This window comes from Rhodovibrio salinarum DSM 9154 (genome assembly GCF_000515255.1).
GTDB classification, from domain to species: domain Bacteria; phylum Pseudomonadota; class Alphaproteobacteria; order Kiloniellales; family Rhodovibrionaceae; genus Rhodovibrio; species Rhodovibrio salinarum.
Window position 1 is genome coordinate 85256 of sequence record NZ_KI911559.1, and the last position, 20852, is coordinate 106107.

A 20852-nucleotide genomic window follows, 5' to 3' on the forward strand; every position below is an offset into this window, starting at 1 on the left:
GGCTCAGTTCGACTTCGCTTGTTGGATGAAGTCGATCACTTCCTGTTTCGAGTAGGTCTTGTTGGTGACGCTGCCTTCCTGCGTCTGCTCCAGCCGCTTCTCCAGGTTATCCTGGTTCACGGTCAGCATCGGCAGGGTCATCTGCTTGGGGACCTCGCGGCCGGCCAGGATTTGCTGCGCGACCCAGAACGCGAAGGTCGACGAGCCGGGCGAGATCGACACCGACATCGTCTCGTACTGGTTGGCGTCCTTTTGCTGCTTCCACCAGGTCAACTCGTCATGGCGGTTGCCCATGATGATGATCGGAAGATCCCGCCCGGCGGACTTGAACGCCTGCGCGGCGCCGTAGCCATCACCGCCCTGGGTGACGACCGCATCGACCTCGGGCAACGTCGGCAGGATGCCCGCAACCTCCTTCTGCGCCACGCTCTGGGTCCAATCGCCGTGGACCGAACCGACGATCTCGAACCGCGGGACCGCCTCGACCCCGGCGGCGATGCCCGCGTGGATGTTCTCATCGACCGACGTCCCCGACAGCCCGCGAATCTCCAGCAGGTTGGCCGAGCCCTCGAGACGGTCGGCCAGATACTCGACCTGCCTCTCGCCCATGCCCTTGAAGTCCACCTCGATCCGGTAGGCGCACGGTTCGGTCACCACGGCATCGAACGACACCACCACGATGCCCTGCTCGCAGGCCTGGCGTACCGTGCCGTTCAGTGCGGTCGGCGATGCGGCGTCGATGACGATCGCGTCGTAGCCCTGCAGGATCAGGTTCTGTAGCTGCTGGGCTTGCTCGGTCGCCTGGTTCTCCGCAGTCGTGAAACTCGGCGCTTCCTGGACAACGCCGGCGCTGACCGCCTCGTCGGCGTTCTCCTCCCAGCTCTTCAGCATCGCCTGACGCCAGGAGTTACCGGCGTAATTGTTGGACAGCGCAATCCGCATGTCCGAGGTATCCTGCAAATCCTCGGCGCTGGCGGGACCGGCGAGCGTGACAAGCCCGACAGCCACGACGGGGACGATCGTCTTCAAATTCATGGTGCCTACCTCCCTTGTTGCGAAACGGGTCTACGACCCATGCCGTCAGTTCGGTCGCCGCGTACCGGCGACACTCTAACGGTCGTTGATCTTTGATATTGAGGGGATCGGTGCGGAACGGCCCTCTCTATCGTCTGGCGCGCCGAGAGCTATGGCCGCCCCAGGAGATCGGCGTACCAAACCTTCGGGCGGTCGCGTTCGGCGTCGCGGTGGAGACAATCATCTGACGAAAGCCGAAGCGCGCCCCAGCGGCGCGCGGCCTCAAAGCAGCGCCCAGAAACCAGCCTTCGATGTCTGGATCACGCATGCTGAAACCGGCCGGAGCCGCGCGTTCCGGCGGATCAGTCATGTGCCCGCGAACACTGCCAAGCGGGTAGTCGCGGAACGCCCCCGTCTGCGTCACGTTTGTCTCCCCGAAAGCGCATCGACAACGCTCTGTTCTCCAGCCCGTTATGGCCCGGGCTTTAGTCGTATTATTATATACCTGTATGGTACCTTGTCCTTAACCACAAGGCCGGTCAACCACTCTTTGAGACTCCGCGCCCCACCATCCGTCGGCGCAGCGTTTTACGCAACGCGCACGTAGGGGCGTGCAAGCGCCCGGCCACGACCGGGCGCTTGCCCCGTTTAGAACCCGACGTTGTCCTTACCTTTCAGTTGCAACATCTCGCGGGCCTCGTCCGGTGTCGCAACCTCGAGCGACATGCCCTCGATGATCTGCCGAACCTTGCGGACCTGCTGCGCATTGCTCTCGGCCAACTGGCCGGGAGCGATGTAGAGCGAGTCCTCAAGACCGACCCGCACGTTACCGCCGGAGGCCAGCGCGATCGACGCAAACGGCATCTGGTTGCGCCCCGCCCCCAAGACCGACCACTGGTAATCCTGCCCGAACAGGCGGTCGGCCGTGCGGCGCATGTGCTGCAGATCCTCCGGGTGGGCGCCGATCCCGCCCAGAATGCCGAACACGCTCTGAACAAAGAGCGGCGTCTTGATCAGGCCCGCGTCAAGGCAGTAGCGCAGGTTGTAGAGGTGCCCGATATCGTAGCATTCGCATTCGAAGCGGGTGTTGTTCTCCGCGCAGGTCGTCAGGATCTGGCGGATGTCGTTGAAGGTGTTCTTGAAGACCAGGTCCCAGCTGTTCTCCAGGTGCTGGCGTTCCCAGTCGTGTTCGAACTGCTGGAACTTTTCCAGCATCGGAAACAGGCCGAAATTGATCGACCCCATGTTGAGCGAGGCGACCTCGGGCTTGAACTCGACCGCCGGGCGCATCCGCTCCTCGACCGGCATATGCGGACTGCCGCCGGTGGTAATGTTGATCACCGCGTCGGTGCCCGCCTTCACCTTCGGCAGGAAGCGGGCGAACATGTCCGGGTCCTGGGTCGGACGACCGGTCTCCGGATCGCGCGCATGCAAGTGCAGGATCGAGGCCCCGGCTTCCGCCGCCCCGAGGGCGGCATCCGCGATCTCCTCTGGCGTGACCGGGAGGTAGGGCGACATGGAAGGCGTATGAATCGCCCCTGTGACCGCGCAGGTGATAATGACTTTGCGAGACCGCGCCATTGTTGAAGCTCCTCTTAAACTAATTGCTGCTGTCGTCGGACTGCGCCTGCTTGTGCGCGGCCAGCGCCATCAGGCGCCGATCACGCCAGGCCTGTCGCGCCGTCAACGCGTCGCCGGCAAGGTGTTGCCGTCGCTCGGCTTCCAGTTGCTGGACTGTGGAGTGCTGCCAGGGACGCGGATCGGCTTGTTCCTGCCCCAGCGTCTCGTAAAGCGGCCCGTAGCGGGCGGCGTAATCGGCTAGCCCGCCAGGCGCATTCAGATCGATCGTCTCGAACGGGCCCATGAACGACCAGCGCAGACCGAGGCCGTATTTCATCGTCCGGTCGATATCCTCGGCCGAGGCGTAGCCATCCTCGAACAGACGCAACGCTTCGTTCAGCACCGCGCCCTGGAGCCGGTTGAGCAGGAAACCGCGTACCTCCCGACGGACCACGACCGGGGCCTGCCCAGCCTGTTCCAGCAACGTGCGGGTCCGCGCCACCGCCTCCGGATCGGTCGTCGGCGCCGGGCAGATCTCGACCAACGGCACCAGATAGGGCGGATTGACCGGGTGCGCGACGAGACAGCGGGCGGCGCCAGCCAAGTCACCCGTGAATGTGCTGGCAACGATGCCGGAGGTTGAACTCGCGAGAATGGCGTCGGCGGGCGCCAGGCGATCCAATGCCGCGAACAGCGTGCGCTTGATGCTCAGCTCTTCCGGCACGCACTCCTGAACGTACACGGCATCGCCCACCGCCGCCGCGAGGTCATCTTGCAGCGTAACCCTCTCGCAGACGGCATCAGGATCAGGGATGAGCGTATAGCGCGCCAACGCACGCGTCGTTTCCGCGATCCAGTCTTTTGCCGCCTTCAACGCCTGCGCGTCGGCGTCAAAAAGCGTGACCTTGAAGCCGGCGCGGGCGAACACGATCGCCCAGGAGCGTCCGATCAGACCCGCGCCGACGACGGCGATCCGAGGCTCAGCCTCGGTCTCCCCGGCCATCGCTAAAGCGTCTCGACGTTGGCGCAGACACTGATCGGCTGTCCGGAGATGTTGCGCCCGTGGCGGGAACAGAGAAACAGCGCCATGTCGGCCACGTCCTGGGCGCTGACCATGCGACGCAGGGACGCCTTGTCGCGGTATTGCTGCTTCATCTCCTCGAAGGACACGCCGACCGTCTGCGCGCGGTCGGCGATGACCCGGTCGATCCGCGGCCCTTCGACGATGCCGGGCAGAAGCGCGTTGACCCTGACGCCATCGGGGCCGAGTTCCTTCGCCAGGCTGGCGGTCATCCCGACGACGCCCCACTTGGTCGCGGCGTAGGGCAGCCGGTAGGCATAGCCGAGACGGCCCGCGACCGACGCGATGTTGATCATCGCCCCGTCGCCGGTCGCCCGGAGCAGCGGCGCGGCCCGGCGGGCGCAGTTGAACTGCCCGCTCATATTGATATCCACCGTCTGGTCCCAGGCGTCCGGATCGATCTGGTCGACGCCGGCCGTCGGTCCGGCAATCCCCGCGTTGTTCACCAACACGTCGAGCCCGCCGAACCGCTCGGCCAGATCGGCGAACAGCGCATCGATCTGCGCGCGATCGGACACATCAGCCTGCGTGGCACTGGCGTTCGGGTGGCTGTCATCGAATTCCGCAACCGCGGCCGCGTCCACGTCGCAGGCATGCACACGTGCACCGTGCGCAAGGAAGGTATCGGCAATCACGCGCCCGATGCCGGCCGCCCCGGCGGTGACCAAGACCCGCAACCCGTCCGGAACGCCTTCGAGAAACTTCTCGGCCATCGTCACTCCCCACTTTTCTGTCGATTTGTTTGAACCGTCATGCGGTGCGCTCACGCAGCGCCAGGATCGCGCCCAGTACGACGAGGCCGTAGATGATGCTGCGCACCGCATCGGGCAGCATCGTGCCGGTCAGCGCCGTAGCCAACGCGGTCAGGACCAATGCACCGCCGAAAATGCCAAGATAATGGCCACGCCCGCCGGTGATCAGCGTGCCGCCGACCACCACCACCGCGATGGAGGGCAATAGATAAGAATCGCCCATACCGTTGAAGGCCTGCCCGTTGAACCCGGTCAGCAGCACGCCGGCCAATCCGGAACAGAAGCCGCTGAGCATGTAGACGCTCAACAGCGTCGCGCCCACGCCAACGCCGGACAGACGCGCCACGCGCTGACTGTTGCCAACGGCGAAGACCCGCCTGCCGAAAGTCGTGCGCGTCAGCAGGAGTGTCGCGACGATCACGAAGGCGACCAGGGCATAGACCACCGGGGCAAAGCCGAACAGGTTGCCGGTCATGAACTCCTGCAGCGCCGGTGGCGCCCACCCTTTCGGGGTGCCGTCGGTGTAGACCAGCGACAGACCCTGAACGATGCCGTTCATCGCGAGCGTCACGACGATCGGGGACAGGCCGAGGAAAACGACGCCAAGCCCGTTGGCGAGGCCGATCAGCGTACCGACCGCCAGCACCAGCGGGATCGCCCAACTCGCCGCCACATCCGATCCCCCGGCCAGCCCGGTCAAGAGCACGCCGCAGAAGGTCAGCGTCCAGGGGATCGACAGGTCGAGGCCGCCGGTCAGCACAACCGTGCCCTGACCCAGACCGAGGATCGCCAGGAAGGTCGTCAGGACCAAAAGCGAGTTGATGTAGTTCAGGCTCCCGATCGGCGCACCGGCCAGGATCGCGGCGGCCGCCAGCACCAGCGCCAGCGCGACATAGGACGGCACGACGAACCGAAGGGTGGCCTTGTGCCGCGCGATCCAATCGTGCAGCGGCCGACCGCTCAGCCCGTCATCCGCCCGCACGGCCGGCAGCTTTCCGAACCCGGCATGGCGTGCCTGTTGCTGCGGCCGCGTGCCCTGCCGCAGCGCCCCGAGGCGCCGCCCGGCAAAGCGCAGGTAGCTGCTGAGCGCCGAACCCCGGCCAAGCGAACTGCCGAGCACGGCCAGGATCAGGATCGCCCCTTCGGCAATCGTGCTGTAGTAGGCCGACACGTTCAGCACCAGCAGGATGTTGACCGTCATCATCAGCGTGTAGGCCCCGAAAACGGTTCCCACACAGCCGCCGCGCCCACCGCCCAGGCGTGTGCCGCCCAGCACCACGGCCGCAAAGATCTGCAGCAGAAGCGGTTGGCCGATCAACGGATCGCCGGCACCGGTCTGGGCCGTGGTGAAAATGCCGGCGGCGGCATAGAAAAGACCGGCGACAAAGAACGCACGAAAGCGGCTGCGGGCGATCGAAATGCCGTTCGCTTGCGCCGCGTCCGGGTCGCTACCGACGGCATACAGGCCCGTGCCCAGCCGGCTGTTACGCAGCAGCAGCCACGCAGCGACCCCCAATGCCACCAGCACCACGGGCATGGGCAGCACACCAGGAATGGCGGAGCCGGACAACGCGGTCACGAACCCGTAGGGCACGCTGCCGCCCGGTTGGTCGAGCACGAGCAGGGTGATGCCCTGCACGATGAACATCGTCGCCAGCGTGACCACGATCGCCGGCAGCCGCATGAAGCCGGCGAAAAAGCCGTTCACCGCGCCAACGGCACCGCCCGCCGCAAGGGCGATCACGCACCACAGCACCTGCGAGCCGAGGCTGTCGCCCATGTGCGTCGCGAGCAGGACGTTGACCAGTGAGATCACCGCCCCGGCCGACAGGTCGAAACCGCCAACCAGGATCACGATCGTCTCACCGATGGCCGCCAACGCCAGGGTGGCGCCGCCAGAGGCGAGGAAGCTGAACTCGAAGTAGGACATCGGTCCAGCCGAGACCGCGCGTAGGACGACGAAGATCGTCAGGAACGCCAGGAAGGCAACGATGGTCGGTTGATTGCGCGCCCACAGGAAGCGCGCGTCATCAACAGGACGGAAGGTGCGCGCGGCCATTATTGGGCCCCCGCCTGCTGACTGCCCGCCTGTTGGCTAACAGCCTCATGCCCGATCACCGAGCGCAGGATGTTCTGTTCGCTCAGATCGTCGCCGGCGATCTCGTCCGTGACCCGCCCGCGGTAGACCGCCAACACACGGTCGCAAAGGTTCACGAGCTCGGGAATTTCGGTCGAATAGAACAGGATGGCGCCGCCGCGCCCGACAAAGTCGTGCATGAGCTGATAGATCTCGTGTTTGGTGCCAACATCGACGCCGCGGGTCGGGTCGAACATGAGCAGGACCCGACATTCGGTCAGCAGCCACTTCGCAAGCGCGATCTTTTGCTGGTTCCCGCCCGAAAAGGAGGTGACAGGGGTGTAAAGCGCACGCGGATGCACGTTCACCTGCGCCAGCACGCTGTCGACCGCACGCGCCTCAAGGTCGGTATCGATCCAACCAAAGCGCGCGAAACGGTCGAGCACCGGAAGCGAAACGTTGGGTTGCCCGGGCAAATGCTGGAACAGCGCCTCGGTCTTGCGGTCCTCCGGCACCAGGCTGACGCCCAGATGGCTCCGGACCGCATCGTTCGGCGAGGCAATCGTGGTTTCCCGGCCACCGATTTCGACATGGCCGCCCGACAGTGTGTCCATGCCGAACAGGGACATGAACAGCTCCTGCTGCCCCATACCCTGCAGCGCACTGACACCGAGAATTTCGCCGGCATGAAGATCAAACGAGATGCCGTCGAGCCGGCCATCGTTCGCAAGCTGCCGCCCCGATAGCAGCACCTCCCCCATGGTCTTGGACTGTCGCTCGGGGAAAGCAGTCGCCAGCGAGCGGCCAATCACCCGCTCAACGACATCCTCGTCGCTGATCTCGCCGGTCTCGAAGGTGCCGACGTGCGAACCGTTGCGCAGGATCGACAGGCTGTCGCAGAACAGCCGAACCTCGGGCATGCGGTGGGAAATGAAAATGATCGTCACGCCATCCGCGCGGAGCTGCTCGATCAAGCCACCGAGCCAGTCGACGTCCGCGCCCGACAGCGCCGAGGTCGGTTCGTCCAGCAGCAGGATCTTCGGCCCGCGCGCAACCGCCTTGGCGATCTCGATCTTCTGGCGTTGCGGCAGGTCCAGGGACCGCACCTCGGCGCGCAGATCGACGTCGCCCAGGCCAAGATGCTCCAAAGTCTCCGCCACCGCACGCATACCGGCCTTCCGGCGGAGCTGCCCATAGCGGGTCGGCTCGTAGGGCAACAGCATGTTCTGGGCAACGCTCAGGTCCGGCACCAGCGTGATCTCCTGGAACGCCGTCTGGATGCCCAAGCGGTGGGCGTCGCGCGGGGACGCAAGGTCCGCGACGCTCCCGTCAATCTCGATCCGACCGGAATCGGGGGTAATCAGCCCGCTGAGAACTTTGACGCAGGTCGACTTGCCGGCCCCGTTCTCGCCCAAAAGGGCATGAACGTGTCCGGAGCGAACGGCAAAGCTGGCTTCGTTAAGGGCCACCGTCGGCCCAAAGCGCTTCGTGACGTCTTGCACAGCCAGGGCATAGGTATCCTGCGAGGTCACGAGCCTCTCCCATCAAGAAGAATGCGCGAAGGAGGTTGCCGCGGCACCGGAGGACGTGCCTCCGGTGTCGCGGCCGAGCACCAGGGGCCTATTCGGCCTTGATCTGGTCGAACTCTTCTTCGAAAGGCGCGGTCCCGCCATCTTCCGGCTCGCCGTTCAAAGCGGCGCGGAAACCGACCTCGGGGGTCCAGGGACCGTAGATGTCGGCGAACCAGCCTGGCGGCACGAGACTGGGATCGAAGACGTTGCACCCGTTCCGCATCTCCTCCCAGGTGCCCTCTTCGCAGAACTCCATCTCACCGGTCTTGGCGATCGGCAGCGGCAGCGTCACCTGCTTGGGGACCGTCTTGCCTTCGAGGGAGGCCACCGCGATCTTCAACGCCAGCGCGCCGGAATAGGGCGGCGAGCCATAGGAAATGCTGCGGTAGCCGATCGGACGGTAATGACCATCGGCGCCCTCGATCGCCCCCTTCGGCAGCATCTGCACCCGGTGACCGTTGGCCGATTCACCGGCGCAGGGGATTACGTCCGCGTCGGCAACGCCCGCTTCCAGCTGCATCTTAGCCGCGGTGTAGCAGCCAACCTGCATCCACAAGCCGTCGATCGTGTCCCAGTGGTGGGTCGCGGTGATCTGCGACAGCTTCTCGCGCGCCACCGCCTGCGACCACATGCCGGGGGCTTCCGCGATCACGTTGATGCCCTCGTGCCGGTCGAAGACCTCCTTCGCAGCAGCGGTGCGCTTCTTGTCGACGGACGTTCCGGGCACCCCGGTCACCAGCACGACGTCGCCCTCGCCGCCCAGTTCCTCGGCCAGCCATTCCGCGGTTACGCGGCCGGCTTCGGTCTGGTCGATCGTGACGTTGTGGGCGCAATCCGCAGTGATCTCGGCATCGTAGGCGATGATGAAGACACCCCGGTTGCAGGCGTGTCGCACCACCTGTTTCAAGGCCGTGGGCGAAATCGGATAGACGACGATCGCGTCCGCGCCGGCCTGCACCATGGCGTTGATCTGCTGGATCTGCTTCTGCGCATTCGCGCCGGAAACCTGGACCTCCAGATCGACCCGATCCTTGTAATCGGGATGTGCGGCCATCGCCTTGACCATGCGCTGAGCCTCGGCCTGCCAGTCATTGCCGATATAGCTCATGCTCAGATAGATCTTGTAGGGCTCCTTGGCCTGCGCCGGAGATGGTCCGAAAACAGCGCCGGCCAACGCCAGCAGACCGGTCGCCAGACATACTGCACACGTTATCCGCTTCATTGAGCGCCCTCCCATAGGGGTATGGATCATTTTCTTATTGTTGGCCTGCCGGAAACCGGCTGGCGGCATTTGCCGGACGGTTCACGCCGCGAAGCGCGGTTCCGGCAATCCGGTGACGCCGAGCCCGCGAATGGCGAACAGACTTCCGCCTAGCGGACCATCCTCGGGCAGATGCGGCAGCGGCGGTTTCGCCATCGAGGTTGCGAACAGGATGTCGAGGTCCGGGCCGCCGAACATGACGCTCGTGACCTTCTTGACCGGCATCTCGATCCGGCGGTCGACACGGCCGTCCGGCGCGTAGCGCACGATTTCGCCGCCATAGACCTGGGCGTTCCACAGACAGCCTTCGGCATCGACGGTCGATCCGTCGGGTACGCCATCCTGGCCTTTGGTCGAACAGAAGGTACGGCGGTTCGAGATGGTGCCCTGGTCGAGGTCGTAGTCGTACGCCCAGATATCCTCGCTCCAGGTATCCGTGAAATAGAACGTCCGGCCGTCCGGGCTCCAACAAGGGCCGTTCGAGACCATGATCCCGCTTTCCAGCTTGCTCCAGCTGAAGTCGGGATCGAGACGATAGAGCGCCCCGTTCGGCGCCGACTCTTGCATGTCCATCGAACCGACAAGGAAGCGCCCGTGGCGGTCGACCTTGCCGTCGTTCATTCGCGTCGTCTCGATATCCGCCTCGGGGTCGCCGATCGCCTCAAGTTCGCCGGTGGCGAAGTCCAGTAGGAAAAAGCCGGTGCGCAGCGCAACCACGGCGCCGGATCCGTCCTTGCGCAGCGCCATCGAGCCGATCTTCTCGGGGACGTCCCACGTCTCGACTTCCCGGCCCTCAACGGTTGCGCGGTAGACCTTGTTACCGAAGCTATCGATCCAGTAGATGCGTTGCTGCTGGACGTCCCAAAGCGGCCCTTCCCCAAGGATCGTTTGGCAGTCCACGAGTTGTTCGATTTTCATGATTTAAGTCCTCCCGAAGCTTTTTTCTTTGTCGGCAGACGTCAGGCGGATGCGCGCACCTCCAGGTGGAAAGGCAGCAGGATTTGCCGCTCCATCCGCTCGCCACGATGGTTGGCAAGCTCGACGATGACCTCCGCGGCGGCGCGCCCGAACTGGCTGTGCGGGACGTGCACCGTGCTGAGCCACGTTGCGAGCCAGGCGTTGAGGGGATTGTCGTCGAAGCCGAACAGCGCGACGTCGGCGACCGACAAGCCCTGGTCGGCCAGACGGCGATGGGCGCCGTAGGCCATCAGATCGTTGCCGCAGAAAACGGCGTCCGGACGGTGTCCACCCGCGAGCAGGCGGGCCATCGCGGCATCGCCCGACTCGATCGTCAGCGCCCCCTGCTCGACCAGATCCGGGTCAAGCGGCTTACCCGCAGCCGCCAGGGCAGACTGGAAGCCTTCGAACCGCTCGCGGCTGGCAGGCGATGTCTGCGGTCCGCGAATGCATCCGATCCGCGCCCAACCGCGCTCCGCGAAATGTTCCCCGACCGCCTCGCCCGCAGCGGCGTTGTCGATGCCGATGAAGGGCCCAGGCACGCCCTGCGGTGCCCGCCGGTTGAGGAACACGATCGGCGTGTCGGAGTTGGCGGCCGTGCGCAGCTCAGCGGTCTCGACCGCGCCGAGCAGGACGATCGCCGCGACGTTGTGCGCCTGCATCTCCCGCAAATACTCGTCCTGGATCGCGGGATCCTCGCTGGTGTTGCAGAGGATCATCGCGTAGCCGCGTTCGCGCAGCGCGGTCTCGGTCGCATGCGCGATGGCGGCGTAGAAGGCGTTCGTCGCGTCCGGGATCAGCAGCGCAACCACATGCGCGACCTGGGTACGCAAGGTCCGTCCAACCTGACTGGGACGGTAACCAAGCGTCTGCATTGCCTGCCGCACCCGTTGGCAGGTTTCCTCGGCCACCGGATTGCGGTCGCCGGCTTTCGCGTTCAGCACGCGGCTGACCGTGGCCACCGAGACCCCCGCCTGGCGGGCGACATCGGCAACGGTCGCGCGGCGCTTGTTCGCAGACTTCTGCATGGCCTGTCCGGGTCGCTCTGGCATTATGTAATCGTTTACATTCGCGAACAGTCTGTAATCGATTACATGATCGTTTCCGCGATACCGCCTGGTTGTCAAGCTGTTTTCGGAATGATTGACGAAGACCGCCACCGACAGGCGGACACACACCGCGCTCTCGAGATCAGGATTCAAGGCGCCTCACGGCGCCTCAAAGCGTTTTGGGCAGCCGCGCAACACGCCCGCGCCCCAAATCTGGCCCAACAGCGGCACACCGCCGGCTGGGCCAGACCTGCCCAGCCAGCGGCGCACGCAAACCGTCAGCGGCAGTTGCTCGGCATCGCCTCCGGCCAAACACGGCGGTTATCCGGGCCATACAGCACCCGCACGCCGCACCGCTGCGTGACCCGTGCGACCGGGCGCCCCGTGCGGTCGATCATCATGGCGTTGTAGCCCGTCGTGACGACGGCCCGCCCGTCGCTGAACGCAGTGGCATTGCTATAGACCGGCGGGATCAGATACCGCCCCTTCCGGTCGATATATCCGTAGACGCCCTCGGCGCCGGCGGCGAACGCCAGCCCATCGTCGCTGAGCATCCCCAGATCGCGATAGCGGCCGATATCCAGCGGCGTGCCGGAGTTGTCGATCCAAACGGCCGGCTCGTCCCGATCCGCGCGCGACAACGCCACACCGTTGCGGAACGCGCCCGCCTGGCTCTCCAGGCGCAAGGCCGGCTCGCCTTGCGCGTCGGCATAGACCGTCTTGCCCGCCACATGATCCGAACCGATGAGCCAGTCCGAGTCCGCCGGCCAGGACCACCATGCGGTCTCCAGGTCGGCGACCCGTTCACCCTGTTGGTCGATAATGTGCGGTCCTGTGTGATCGCGGAAGAGCGCGTGGCCGGAGTCTTCGTGGAAGGACGAGCCAACGCCCACGCGAAGGGGGAGCGCCCAGTCCCCGTCGGCAGTGAGATAGCCCGTGGCAGGACGCCGGGCGGTCCGCACCCAATTGCCGACACGCGCGAATTTCGTCTTCCGACCGTCAAGTTCGATCTCGCCACTCGGCGATAGCAGACGGTCCAGATGGTCATCATTGCAACCGCAATAGACCAGGATCCGCCCGTCCGGCCAGGGCGCGATCTGAAGCTGGGAGGTATAGGGCACGATCATCTCACCCGAGGCATCCACGATCGCGCGCGGTTCCCGGTTAAAGAACGTCTCCGACGGCTTGTGTTGGACCGCCCACAGCTGACCGTTCAGGCGCTCGACGTAACCGTAGCGCGGTGACAGCGTCCAATCGCCGTTCGTATCGATGACGCCGACCTTGCCGTCGGCCGCGGTGGCAATCGCCTGCCCGTCGACGAAGTCCTCGATCGCCTGGAACTTGGCCTCGCCCCTGGGCTCACCGGCTTGGATATCGTACAGACGCAGGAGCGCATCGGCCGCCGCCGTTTTCTGGTAGGCCAGGAAGCCCGGCGCGACCACGTCCATGCCAAAAGCGGGGGGCAGATCGTAAAGCTTGCCCTCCCGGTCGAGAGCTTGAACCGCACCGTCCGCGTAGGTCATCGCATAGCCGTGCTGGAACTTGGCGATACTGTTCCGCGTCGCGGCCAGCACGACCTTGCCGTGCCCGTCGATCATGCCGACCCCATCGGCCGTCTCCACGGCAAAGCGGGAGTCCCGCGTCTGGGTGGGATCTTCATCCAGCGGCGTCACCTTCTGCCACGCCTGATCGACCACGATACGGCCATCGGACAGCAAGAGGCCGGCGCCCTCACCGGCGCAATTACAATGGCCACGGGTCAGGATGGCGATCGGCACCGGACCCTCGTCTTCCGGGACTCGCTGGACGACCTCCAGGCCATACTCCCCCACCTTGTCGCGGACCTCCGGCGTCAGCGTGGGCTGGAGGTCCGGTCCCAGCACATTAAGAAAATTGCGCTGCGCGTTCTTCATCCAATAGGAACCGCCCCGGACCTCGATCGAGTCGATCTGCCCGACCCACTTGTGGGTTTTGCGCAAGAGCTTGTGACCGGCGCGCGATACGAGCCCGCCGATGCCCCCTTCGCCATCCCCGAGCACCAGCAGGCTGTTATCGAGGACCATCTCTGCGGTGAAGCCGTCTTCGAGGACCAGCGGTTCCTGTGCGCCAGGGGCCAAGACGCGGGGGCCATCCTCTGCCTGATACACGACGAAGGGACCGACCCGGTCGAGGTTGTAATAGGCATCCCGATCAACCTTGGTGAGCACCGTGCCATTGCGATCCAGGATCGCGAGCTGGCTGTCCCGGTCGACCACCAGCCAGAAATCGTCGGAAAGCCGCCGGACGTTACGGTAATCGTCCCCGACGACCGTGCCGTCGGGCTTCAACAGCGTCTGCCCGGCGGAACCGCGATTGGCGATCCACAAGCCACCTTCTTCGTTCGGCGCATCGATCGAGTCATAGAACGGCGGCACGACCAAGATAGAGTCACCGTTGAGGACGCCGACCCCGTCATCGAAGCTGACGCGGAACAGGTTTTCCTCGGGATCGCCGAACCGGCCGAGCACTTCCATGTCGCCCGAAACGACCAGTTGCCGGCCGTCCGGGGCGGTATGGACCGCATGGTAGGTCGTCCGGACCGGCGCCGGATCGCCCGCGCCAACCTCAATCGAGGCGACATTCTCGCCAAGATCGATGTCGAGGTCATGGTCATCGCGCCCGATCAACGTCCAGTGATAGTCGCGTTTGACCGGGGCGATGCCGATCTCGGCGAACGGCTTCGCATCCTGGAATGCCGCGTCGACGACCCAGTTCCCCGAAGCGTCGATGAAGCCCCAGTCCGACCCGTCCTTGGCTGCGGCAAGCCCCTGCGCGAACGGCTTCACGGCATCGAACTGCGGCGCCGCGACAAGCTTCCCATCACGGTCGATCAGGCCCCATCGATGATCCTTCAACCCCCGGGCCGCCGCGACGTCATCGATGTGCACGCCCAAAGCGGGCAAGCGCACCGCGGCCATGCCATTGCCAAGCGCTGCCATACAGTCGGTGCCGCGAGGGGTCGGCGTCTCCGAGGGATAAAGCGCTTCAAACGCGTGGGCGCGTCCAGAGGCCTTGCACGTCTGCGCCTGTGCCTGGGCAGACGGCACCGGCCAAAGCAGCGCACACGCCATGAGCGCGCCGCCGAGTTGTGCCACGAAGAGAGCGCGCATCGGGAAACCATCGCTCATTGTTCACCCCCTTCCTGGGCCGGGCTGTCTTGAGATGCACCGTCCTCTGCCGCGTCCTCGCAAGCGGGCTGCTCGTCCGGCCAGGTGCGCTCTCCCTGCGCGTTCTCGACAACGATCTGCCCACAGTGCGTGCCGAAGTGGATCGTCATTTCACCCTGCTTGTTGATGAAGAACAGTTCACCGTCCTGATCGACCACCAAGGAGTGGCCTTCGCTAAAGGAGTTCACCGCGGAATAGTTGGCCGGAATGGCGAGCGCGCCCTCCCGGTCGATAAACCCGAACAACCGGCCAGAAACATCCGATCGCAGGAAAAAGGCCCGTCCTTCGGTCATGGGACCAAGAACGTCGAAGAACGGCCCGATGACTTTCTTCCCTTGGGCATCGAGGAAGCCCTCTTTGTGCGCCTCCGCGTCGCGGTACGGGACCAGTCCTTCGCTTCCCGTTTCATAGGTCAGCTTGTAGAGACCTTCGATACGCGCCAGTTCCTGCCCCTTAGGATCGATCAGTGCAGTTGCCCTCTCGTCCTCCAAGATCCGGGCATAGCGGTTCATTCCGGAAATCGGGAACGTCCTCTCGGCGTCCAGGTCCAGGATGCTGCCGTCGGCCTTGACGAAGATCGTCTCGTTGCCGTCATAAGCACGCGCCACCTGCTGCGGCAGGGTAAATTTTATTTGATCGAAGCGCGGCTGAAGGCGCCAGTTCCCCTGCGCATCGACCGCCCCCCTCCGCGAGCCGAAGGTCAGGACCGCCAAATCCCCCATAGGCGTGATATCCTCTAGCGGACTGGTGGTCTCAAAGAGCGTCTCCCCCGCGCGGTTGATGAGGCGCGCCCCGCCGCTGGCGGGTTGCACGAGGATACGCCCGTGCTTCATCTCCTGCGGTCGCGCGCTCAAGCCGGTCGCGATCACCTCGCCCGTTTCCGGCGCGGCCAGCGTGTAAGAGCTTTCGCTGTCTTCCCGCTCGGTCAGCAGATAGAGGCCCGAGGCGAGGCGCTCGGGTTCTCGGTAGCTGGCATACGCGGGATCGATCACCCAATTGCCCGCGCGGTCGATGATGCCCCACACCTGCTCACTCGGCTTTGATCCTGGCATCTCGGCTGCTGCGAAACCGCCGGAGAATTCCGTCACATCGGTGAAGACAGGCTCGCTGATCGTCTTGCTGGCATCGACATCCCACAGGCCATAACGCGGTCCCCGGCGATCGGAAACACGCTGGCGGTAGGTTAGAATGCCGTCGGTTATCTCGCCGCGATTGCGGAAGACCGCACGCCGTACCGCATGCTCCGTGCCGTCATCGGCCACGATCAACCCGTCGTCGCTCCCCGGCTTCCGGGCAAGCGCGTAGCCGTCAGTAAAAGAGGATAAATCGGCATACTTCGGGTCGATGACCCAGTCGCCGTTAGCCCCGATCGCGCCATAAAGGCGCGCGTCGTTGCGCACGCGCACCGGCCCCTGTTTGACGTAGGACGCATAGACCTCGGCCCAGTCCTCCTGGGTCACGATCGCGCCTCCCGGGATAAAATCGCCGGGGCGGCGTTCACGTCTTTCGGGCGCAACTCCGCGAGCGGTAGTGTGGCCTCATTGGCTGCGGTGGCAGGCAAAGGCGTGACGTAATAATCCTCAAGGCGCGCCGTCGTCTCGTCGTCGAGCACCGCAGTTCCATCCGGACTAAAAGGCTCGACCGGCTGAGATTCTTTATCGTATATCCAGAGATAGTCGCCTTTTACGCGGCCAGAGTCGAAATCGGCGAAGGTTTTGGTCACGACCTCGCCTGCCGCGTTGATGATCACGACCCCCTCGTCGATCTGGAAGTAAGTGGGGAGCTCATCGCGGTTGATCTGGCGCGGTCTCTTACCAAGCGACACGAGCGTATTGCCGTCATTGCCCAGCAACAGCTTGGTGCGATCTTGTTGCCGGACATACCAGATGCCGGGTGCGACCAGCGAGATGGTCCGGAACACAGGTTGCGTCAGCGCCTGCCCCTGGCGATCCACGAGCTGCCAACCGTCGTCGCGCTTAAGTGCAAAGGCCTCGCCATCGGTTTTCGGCAAGTACCGCGTGTGCAACGTTTCCGGGGCAACGATCCATGCGCCATCCGCGTCCAGCAGGCCCCACTGCCCGCGATAGCGGCTGTCCCGTATCAGGACGAACAAACCGCCCTCGACAGACGGCGCCGGCTCCACCCGCATCGTCTTGTCGGGCAGGGTGAGCACCGTCTCGGACGCCGCGTTCCAGACTTTGGGGACGACCGGCACTTCAATCGGCGTCAGCGAGAGTTCGCTCTGATTCCCCGGCTCAAGGTAACGCGCGCCAAGCGGAAAGCGCTTCACAACGGCCCCGGTCCGGTCGATCAGGCTGAATTCCTCCCCCTCTTCGACGACGGCAACACCGGCGGCATTGAAAGAATTGGCCGAATCGTAATGCGGTGAAATCACAAATGCGCCAGACGTATCGATGTAGCCCCACTTGCCGTCGAGCTTTACCTGAGCAAGCCCATTGGCAAAGGGGGCCGCCTTCTCGAAACGCGGCGCGATCGCCATCTGACCGTCATAGTCGATATAGCCATAGACCGGCGCCTTATCTAACGACTCGACCGATCCAGTCGGCACAAGAGCCCGCCCGTCGTGAAACGTGCCGAAGCAACTGACAGGGTCCCGCCAATCGCAACTCCGCGGCCAATTCTGAGCTGCCAAGGCAGGCGAGGCGGCAAGAACCAACGCAAGACAAATGGCCATACGCAGCCGGAGGCAAGTCATAAACTCTCCTTTACACACCGCCCCTAAAGGCGACGGACAGACGGTCGAATAGCCGAAAGACAAACGCGCCAGAATGTCGCGCATTCGTGGTAGTTCGGCTCTTAGCAGCGGGGGTGGACCCCGTCAAATCGCCCTGATCGGCCCGCCAAATCGTCAATGGACCGATTCTTCGATCTTCCAAGACGTTCAGATTCGAGCCTTGCGCCACGTATTTGTGAGATTTGGCTAAACCGGAATGTCTCACCAAAAAGCCCGGTTTTCCGCCAGAACGAGCGGAACGAGGCGGCCGAACGGCCTAATACCGAGGCACTCAGCAGTATAACTCAGGCCGCCGCTACTATAGGCAAACGCCCACACCAAAAACAATCCCCACCCCTATTAACCATATGTGATGTGATGACTTATAGGAAAATATATATTCTTTTTTCACTGCGATGACACAGGACTTTCACTGTGAAGGCAGTGCTATTTTGGGGAACAAAGGGGTCAGTTTTCCAAAAATTCGCTGCTCGATACCCAGCACCTCTACCGAGGAAGTAAAATGAACCTGCGTACGGCTGTTGCCGCTGTGGCTATCCTCTGCATCTCACCCATGGCTGTATCGGCTGACCAGCAACCTGACTGGGCGGACCCCAATCACACCGAAATCGACTACTCCGGATTTCGCTGGAGAATTGCGTCCGGCGGAGGCGAACACCCCATCACCGGGTGGTGGGTCTACCGGGATAATACCGATGAGTACGATGGATTGATCCAGGTGATCACCGTCGAAAACGCCTCCTATTACGTCAACCATGGCGCCTATCACACCCTTATGGCGAACTGCTTCAACGGCACGATGATGCTCGCGCTGAACCCTGAAGAGACCAATTGGCAGGTCAACGAGAGTGGGCAGGTCGATGTGCGCTTTTCGATCGACGGCGGCGAGAGGCATGCCGAAGCATGGCGAGCCACCTCGAATGGCAGCAAAGCGGTTCTGGAGAATGCAGAAGCCGATGAGCTGATGACGCGCTTCGAGGATGCCGATCAGGTGCATTTCGCGCTGAGCAATGCCGAGGGGAAAAATCTCGAGATCACCTTCGACATGGCGGGCGCCGCCAAAGCATTCGCCTATGTGCGCGAAAACTGCACCTCCGATTCCAGCCAATAAAATGCGCACGGCAGGCAGCAGGCCGGCGTTGTCACCCTGCCGCCACGCCGCACGTTCGCATCGGCGATCCCTGATCCTGACGTATGCGCCCCTGCCGGCGGGCCAGGCCCTAATGCCTCACATGGACAGGCGCTAGAACAGGAGTTGCGCCTTGACCGCCTGCGTGCGGTCGCCGGCGAGCTGGAACGCTTCGGAAAAGCTGTCGAGCGGCAGTTGGTGGGTGATCATCGGCGCCACATCGATCGCCTGCGTATCGATCAACTTCGCCGCGTCCGCGAACTCCGCATGGAAGCGGTGGGTACCGACGAGGTCGATTTCCTTGCCGACGACCGCGTTGATCGGAACCGACATGTCGCCGGTCACCCCGACCTGAACGATGCGGCCGAGCGGCCGTACCGTGGCGATCGCCGAGGCGAGCGCCGGCGCCGCGGCCGAACACTCGAAGGCCACGTCGAAGGTGCCCTTGTCCTTGCCGTAGGCATCGAGCACATCGCTTTGCTCAGCGGTATTGATGGTCTGGCTGGCCCCCATCGCCCGCGCAACCGACAGCGGCGTGTCATGCAGGTCCGTAACAACGACTTCGGCCGCGCCGCGATGTCTGGCGACGGCCGCGCAGAGCGCGCCGATCGGGCCCGCTCCGGTCACCAGAACGCGCCTGCCGGACAGGTCGCCAGCCCGGTTTGCCGCATGCAGACAGACGGCAAGCGGCTCCGCGCAGGCGCCGCGCGTCAGACTGGTCTCCTGCGACAGCAGTTCGCATTGGCTGGCTGACACCACCATGTGCTCGCGAAACCCGCCCTGCTCGTGGGGAAGCCGCATCGCGGAGCCGAGGAACCGCATGTTGAGGCAATGGTTGAAGTGCCCCTCCGCGCAATAGCGGCACTCCCCACATGGGCGGCTTGGGTTGAGCGCCACCTTGTCGCCAATGGCGAGGCCCGTGACCCCCTCGCCCAGCACCTCGACCGTCCCAGCGACCTCGTGCCCGAGGATGATCGGTTCCTTCACGCGGATCGGGCCGAAGCCGCCGTCGTGGAAGTAGTGCAGGTCCGAGCCACAAATCCCGCCGGCGCCCATGCGCACGCGGACCTCGCCGCGCTCCGGTTCGGCAAGGGGAAGCGTCTCGAGGCGGAGATCGTGCTCGCTATGCAAGCGGCAAACGCGGGTTTCCATGAAGGCCTCTCAATCGAAGATCGCGGTTGGCAACCAGGTGGCCAGCGCCGGGATGTACGACACCAACAGCAAGATAATGATGTTGGTCACCAGGAACGGCAGCACGGCGCGCACCACCGGCGCCAAGGGTAAACGGGCGATGTTAGCGCAGACGAACAGGCACACCCCGACCGGGGGCGTGGTCAGCCCGATCATCAGGTTCAAGACGGCGAAGACCGCGAAGTGCAAGGGATCGACGCCAACGCCCTCGGCCAGCGTCAGCAGGGGCACGAAGAGAACGATCAGGGCTGCGATCGTCTCCATGAACATCCCGATGCACAACAGGAAGACGTTGATCAGCAGGATCACGACGTACTTGTTGTCGGTGACCGACAGCACCGCGTCCGCGATCATCTGCGGAATCCGTTCGGAAACCAGGATCCAGCCGAAGACGTTGGCGAAGCCCACCAGTACCAGGATCGCGGCGGACGCGATCGCGGAATCGACGACGATTTTCGGCACCTTCTTGAGCGGCAGTTCGCCGTAGACGAAGGCGCCGACCAGGAAGGCGTAGAAGCTGGCGACGACGGCGGTCTCGGTCGGCGTCATCATGCCGGACAGCAGGCCGCCCACGATCAGCGCCGTCATGAAAAGTGCCCAAAAGGCACCGAAGAACGAGCGGCCAAGCTCGCCCATGCCTTGCCATGGCTGGCGCGGGAACTGCTTGCGAACCGCGATCACGTAGGTCGTCACCATCATGGCGAGACCCAGCAGGATCCCGGGCACCGCGCCGGCCATGAACATCCGCCCGACGGAAACGCCCGACAGCGAACCCACGATAATCATCGGCACGGACGGCGGGATCATCGGCCCCACCGTCGAGGAGGCGGCTGTGACGGCGGCGGAGAAGTTCGCCGGATAGCCCGCCTTCTTCATCCCCGGGATCATGACACCGCCAATCGATGCGGAATCGGCCACGGCTGTGCCGGAAATGCCGCCAAACAGCATCGAGGCGGCCACGTTCGAAAGCCCGAGCCCGCCACGCAACCAGCCGACGATCGCGTTGGCGAACCGCACGATGCGCTCGGTGATGCCGCCATGGTTCATCAGATTGCCGGCCAGGATGAAGCCGGGGATCGACAGCAGAACGAAGACGTCCATGCCCGCGTACATCTTCTGCGGGATCACGACGAGCGGCAAACCCGCGGAAACGATGTAGGCAAGCGACGCCAGCCCGAGGGTGACCGCCACGGGAATCCCGACGATCAGTCCGCCGAGAAACACACCAACTAACAGCGCCAGACTCATG

The 20852-nt window shown here is 64.1% G+C and carries 15 protein-coding genes; 1 reads left to right on the plus strand and 14 read right to left on the minus strand.

Going from position 1 to position 20852, the window contains the following annotated elements; translation table 11 throughout:
* Positions 1–3 precede the first annotated feature (3 nt).
* The 12 genes from RHOSA_RS0100400 to RHOSA_RS0100455 all read right to left on the minus strand — a co-directional run bounded on the left by RHOSA_RS0100400 (position 4) and on the right by RHOSA_RS0100455 (position 17328).
* Complete coding sequence (locus tag RHOSA_RS0100400) at positions 4–1035, minus strand: ABC transporter substrate-binding protein (RefSeq protein WP_027287127.1); 1032 nt, start codon at positions 1033–1035, stop codon at positions 4–6.
* A 627-nt stretch (positions 1036–1662) separates the two neighbouring features.
* The gene (gene kce, locus RHOSA_RS0100405; protein ID WP_027287128.1) at positions 1663–2595 is read right to left on the minus strand and encodes a 3,5-dioxohexanoate:acetyl-CoA acetone transferase; all 933 of its coding nucleotides are present in this window, start codon (positions 2593–2595) and stop codon (positions 1663–1665) included.
* 19 nt (positions 2596–2614) lie between these two features.
* Positions 2615–3577 carry a 3-hydroxyacyl-CoA dehydrogenase gene (locus RHOSA_RS0100410; RefSeq protein ID WP_027287129.1) on the minus strand — a complete coding sequence of 321 codons (963 nt, stop codon included), beginning with the start codon at positions 3575–3577 and terminating at the stop codon, positions 2615–2617.
* Positions 3578–3579: 2 nt separating this feature from the next.
* Positions 3580–4368, minus strand: coding sequence for an SDR family oxidoreductase (locus tag RHOSA_RS0100415; protein WP_037255410.1), 789 nt, complete (start codon positions 4366–4368; stop codon positions 3580–3582).
* A 37-nt stretch (positions 4369–4405) separates the two neighbouring features.
* On the minus strand, positions 4406–6466 hold the full coding sequence (locus tag RHOSA_RS19470) for an ABC transporter permease (protein ID WP_051431653.1): 2061 nt from the start codon (positions 6464–6466) through the stop codon (positions 4406–4408).
* Complete coding sequence (locus tag RHOSA_RS0100425) at positions 6466–8016, minus strand: sugar ABC transporter ATP-binding protein (RefSeq protein WP_027287131.1); 1551 nt, start codon at positions 8014–8016, stop codon at positions 6466–6468. Before RHOSA_RS0100425 ends, RHOSA_RS19470 begins: the two co-directional genes overlap by 1 nt.
* Positions 8017–8104: 88 nt before the next feature.
* Complete coding sequence (locus RHOSA_RS19475; RefSeq protein ID WP_051431654.1) at positions 8105–9277, minus strand: sugar ABC transporter substrate-binding protein; 1173 nt, start codon at positions 9275–9277, stop codon at positions 8105–8107.
* A gap of 81 nt (positions 9278–9358) precedes the next feature.
* Positions 9359–10234: an SMP-30/gluconolactonase/LRE family protein gene (locus tag RHOSA_RS0100435; RefSeq protein ID WP_027287132.1), complete on the minus strand. Its 876-nt coding sequence runs from the start codon at positions 10232–10234 to the stop codon at positions 9359–9361.
* Between the two features lie 41 nt (positions 10235–10275).
* Complete coding sequence (locus RHOSA_RS0100440; protein WP_027287133.1) at positions 10276–11301, minus strand: LacI family DNA-binding transcriptional regulator; 1026 nt, start codon at positions 11299–11301, stop codon at positions 10276–10278.
* Between the two features lie 299 nt (positions 11302–11600).
* Positions 11601–14489 carry a WG repeat-containing protein gene (locus RHOSA_RS0100445; RefSeq protein ID WP_027287134.1) on the minus strand — a complete coding sequence of 963 codons (2889 nt, stop codon included), beginning with the start codon at positions 14487–14489 and terminating at the stop codon, positions 11601–11603.
* Entirely contained in the window at positions 14486–15988 is a 1503-nt protein-coding gene (locus tag RHOSA_RS0100450) for a WG repeat-containing protein (RefSeq protein WP_027287135.1), read from the minus strand. The genes RHOSA_RS0100445 and RHOSA_RS0100450 overlap by 4 nt, the downstream gene beginning before the upstream one ends.
* Positions 15985–17328, minus strand: a complete 1344-nt coding sequence (locus RHOSA_RS0100455; RefSeq protein WP_081728336.1) for a WG repeat-containing protein — start codon at positions 17326–17328, stop codon at positions 15985–15987. Before RHOSA_RS0100455 ends, RHOSA_RS0100450 begins: the two co-directional genes overlap by 4 nt.
* Before the next feature lie 457 nt (positions 17329–17785).
* On the opposite strand from RHOSA_RS0100455, the gene RHOSA_RS0100460 reads away from it, so the two are divergent.
* Positions 17786–18394, plus strand: a complete 609-nt coding sequence (locus tag RHOSA_RS0100460; RefSeq protein ID WP_156092441.1) for a hypothetical protein — start codon at positions 17786–17788, stop codon at positions 18392–18394.
* 132 nt (positions 18395–18526) lie between these two features.
* Here the strand turns inward: RHOSA_RS0100460 and RHOSA_RS0100465 are convergent, their stop codons facing one another.
* Both RHOSA_RS0100465 and RHOSA_RS0100470 read right to left on the minus strand, forming a co-directional pair.
* Positions 18527–19564 (minus strand): L-idonate 5-dehydrogenase, encoded by a 1038-nt coding sequence (locus tag RHOSA_RS0100465; RefSeq protein ID WP_027287138.1) that lies wholly within the window; start codon positions 19562–19564, stop codon positions 18527–18529.
* Positions 19565–19573: 9 nt separating this feature from the next.
* Positions 19574–20851, minus strand: coding sequence for a TRAP transporter large permease (locus RHOSA_RS0100470; protein WP_027287139.1), 1278 nt, complete (start codon positions 20849–20851; stop codon positions 19574–19576).
* Position 20852: the final 1 nt, after the last annotated feature.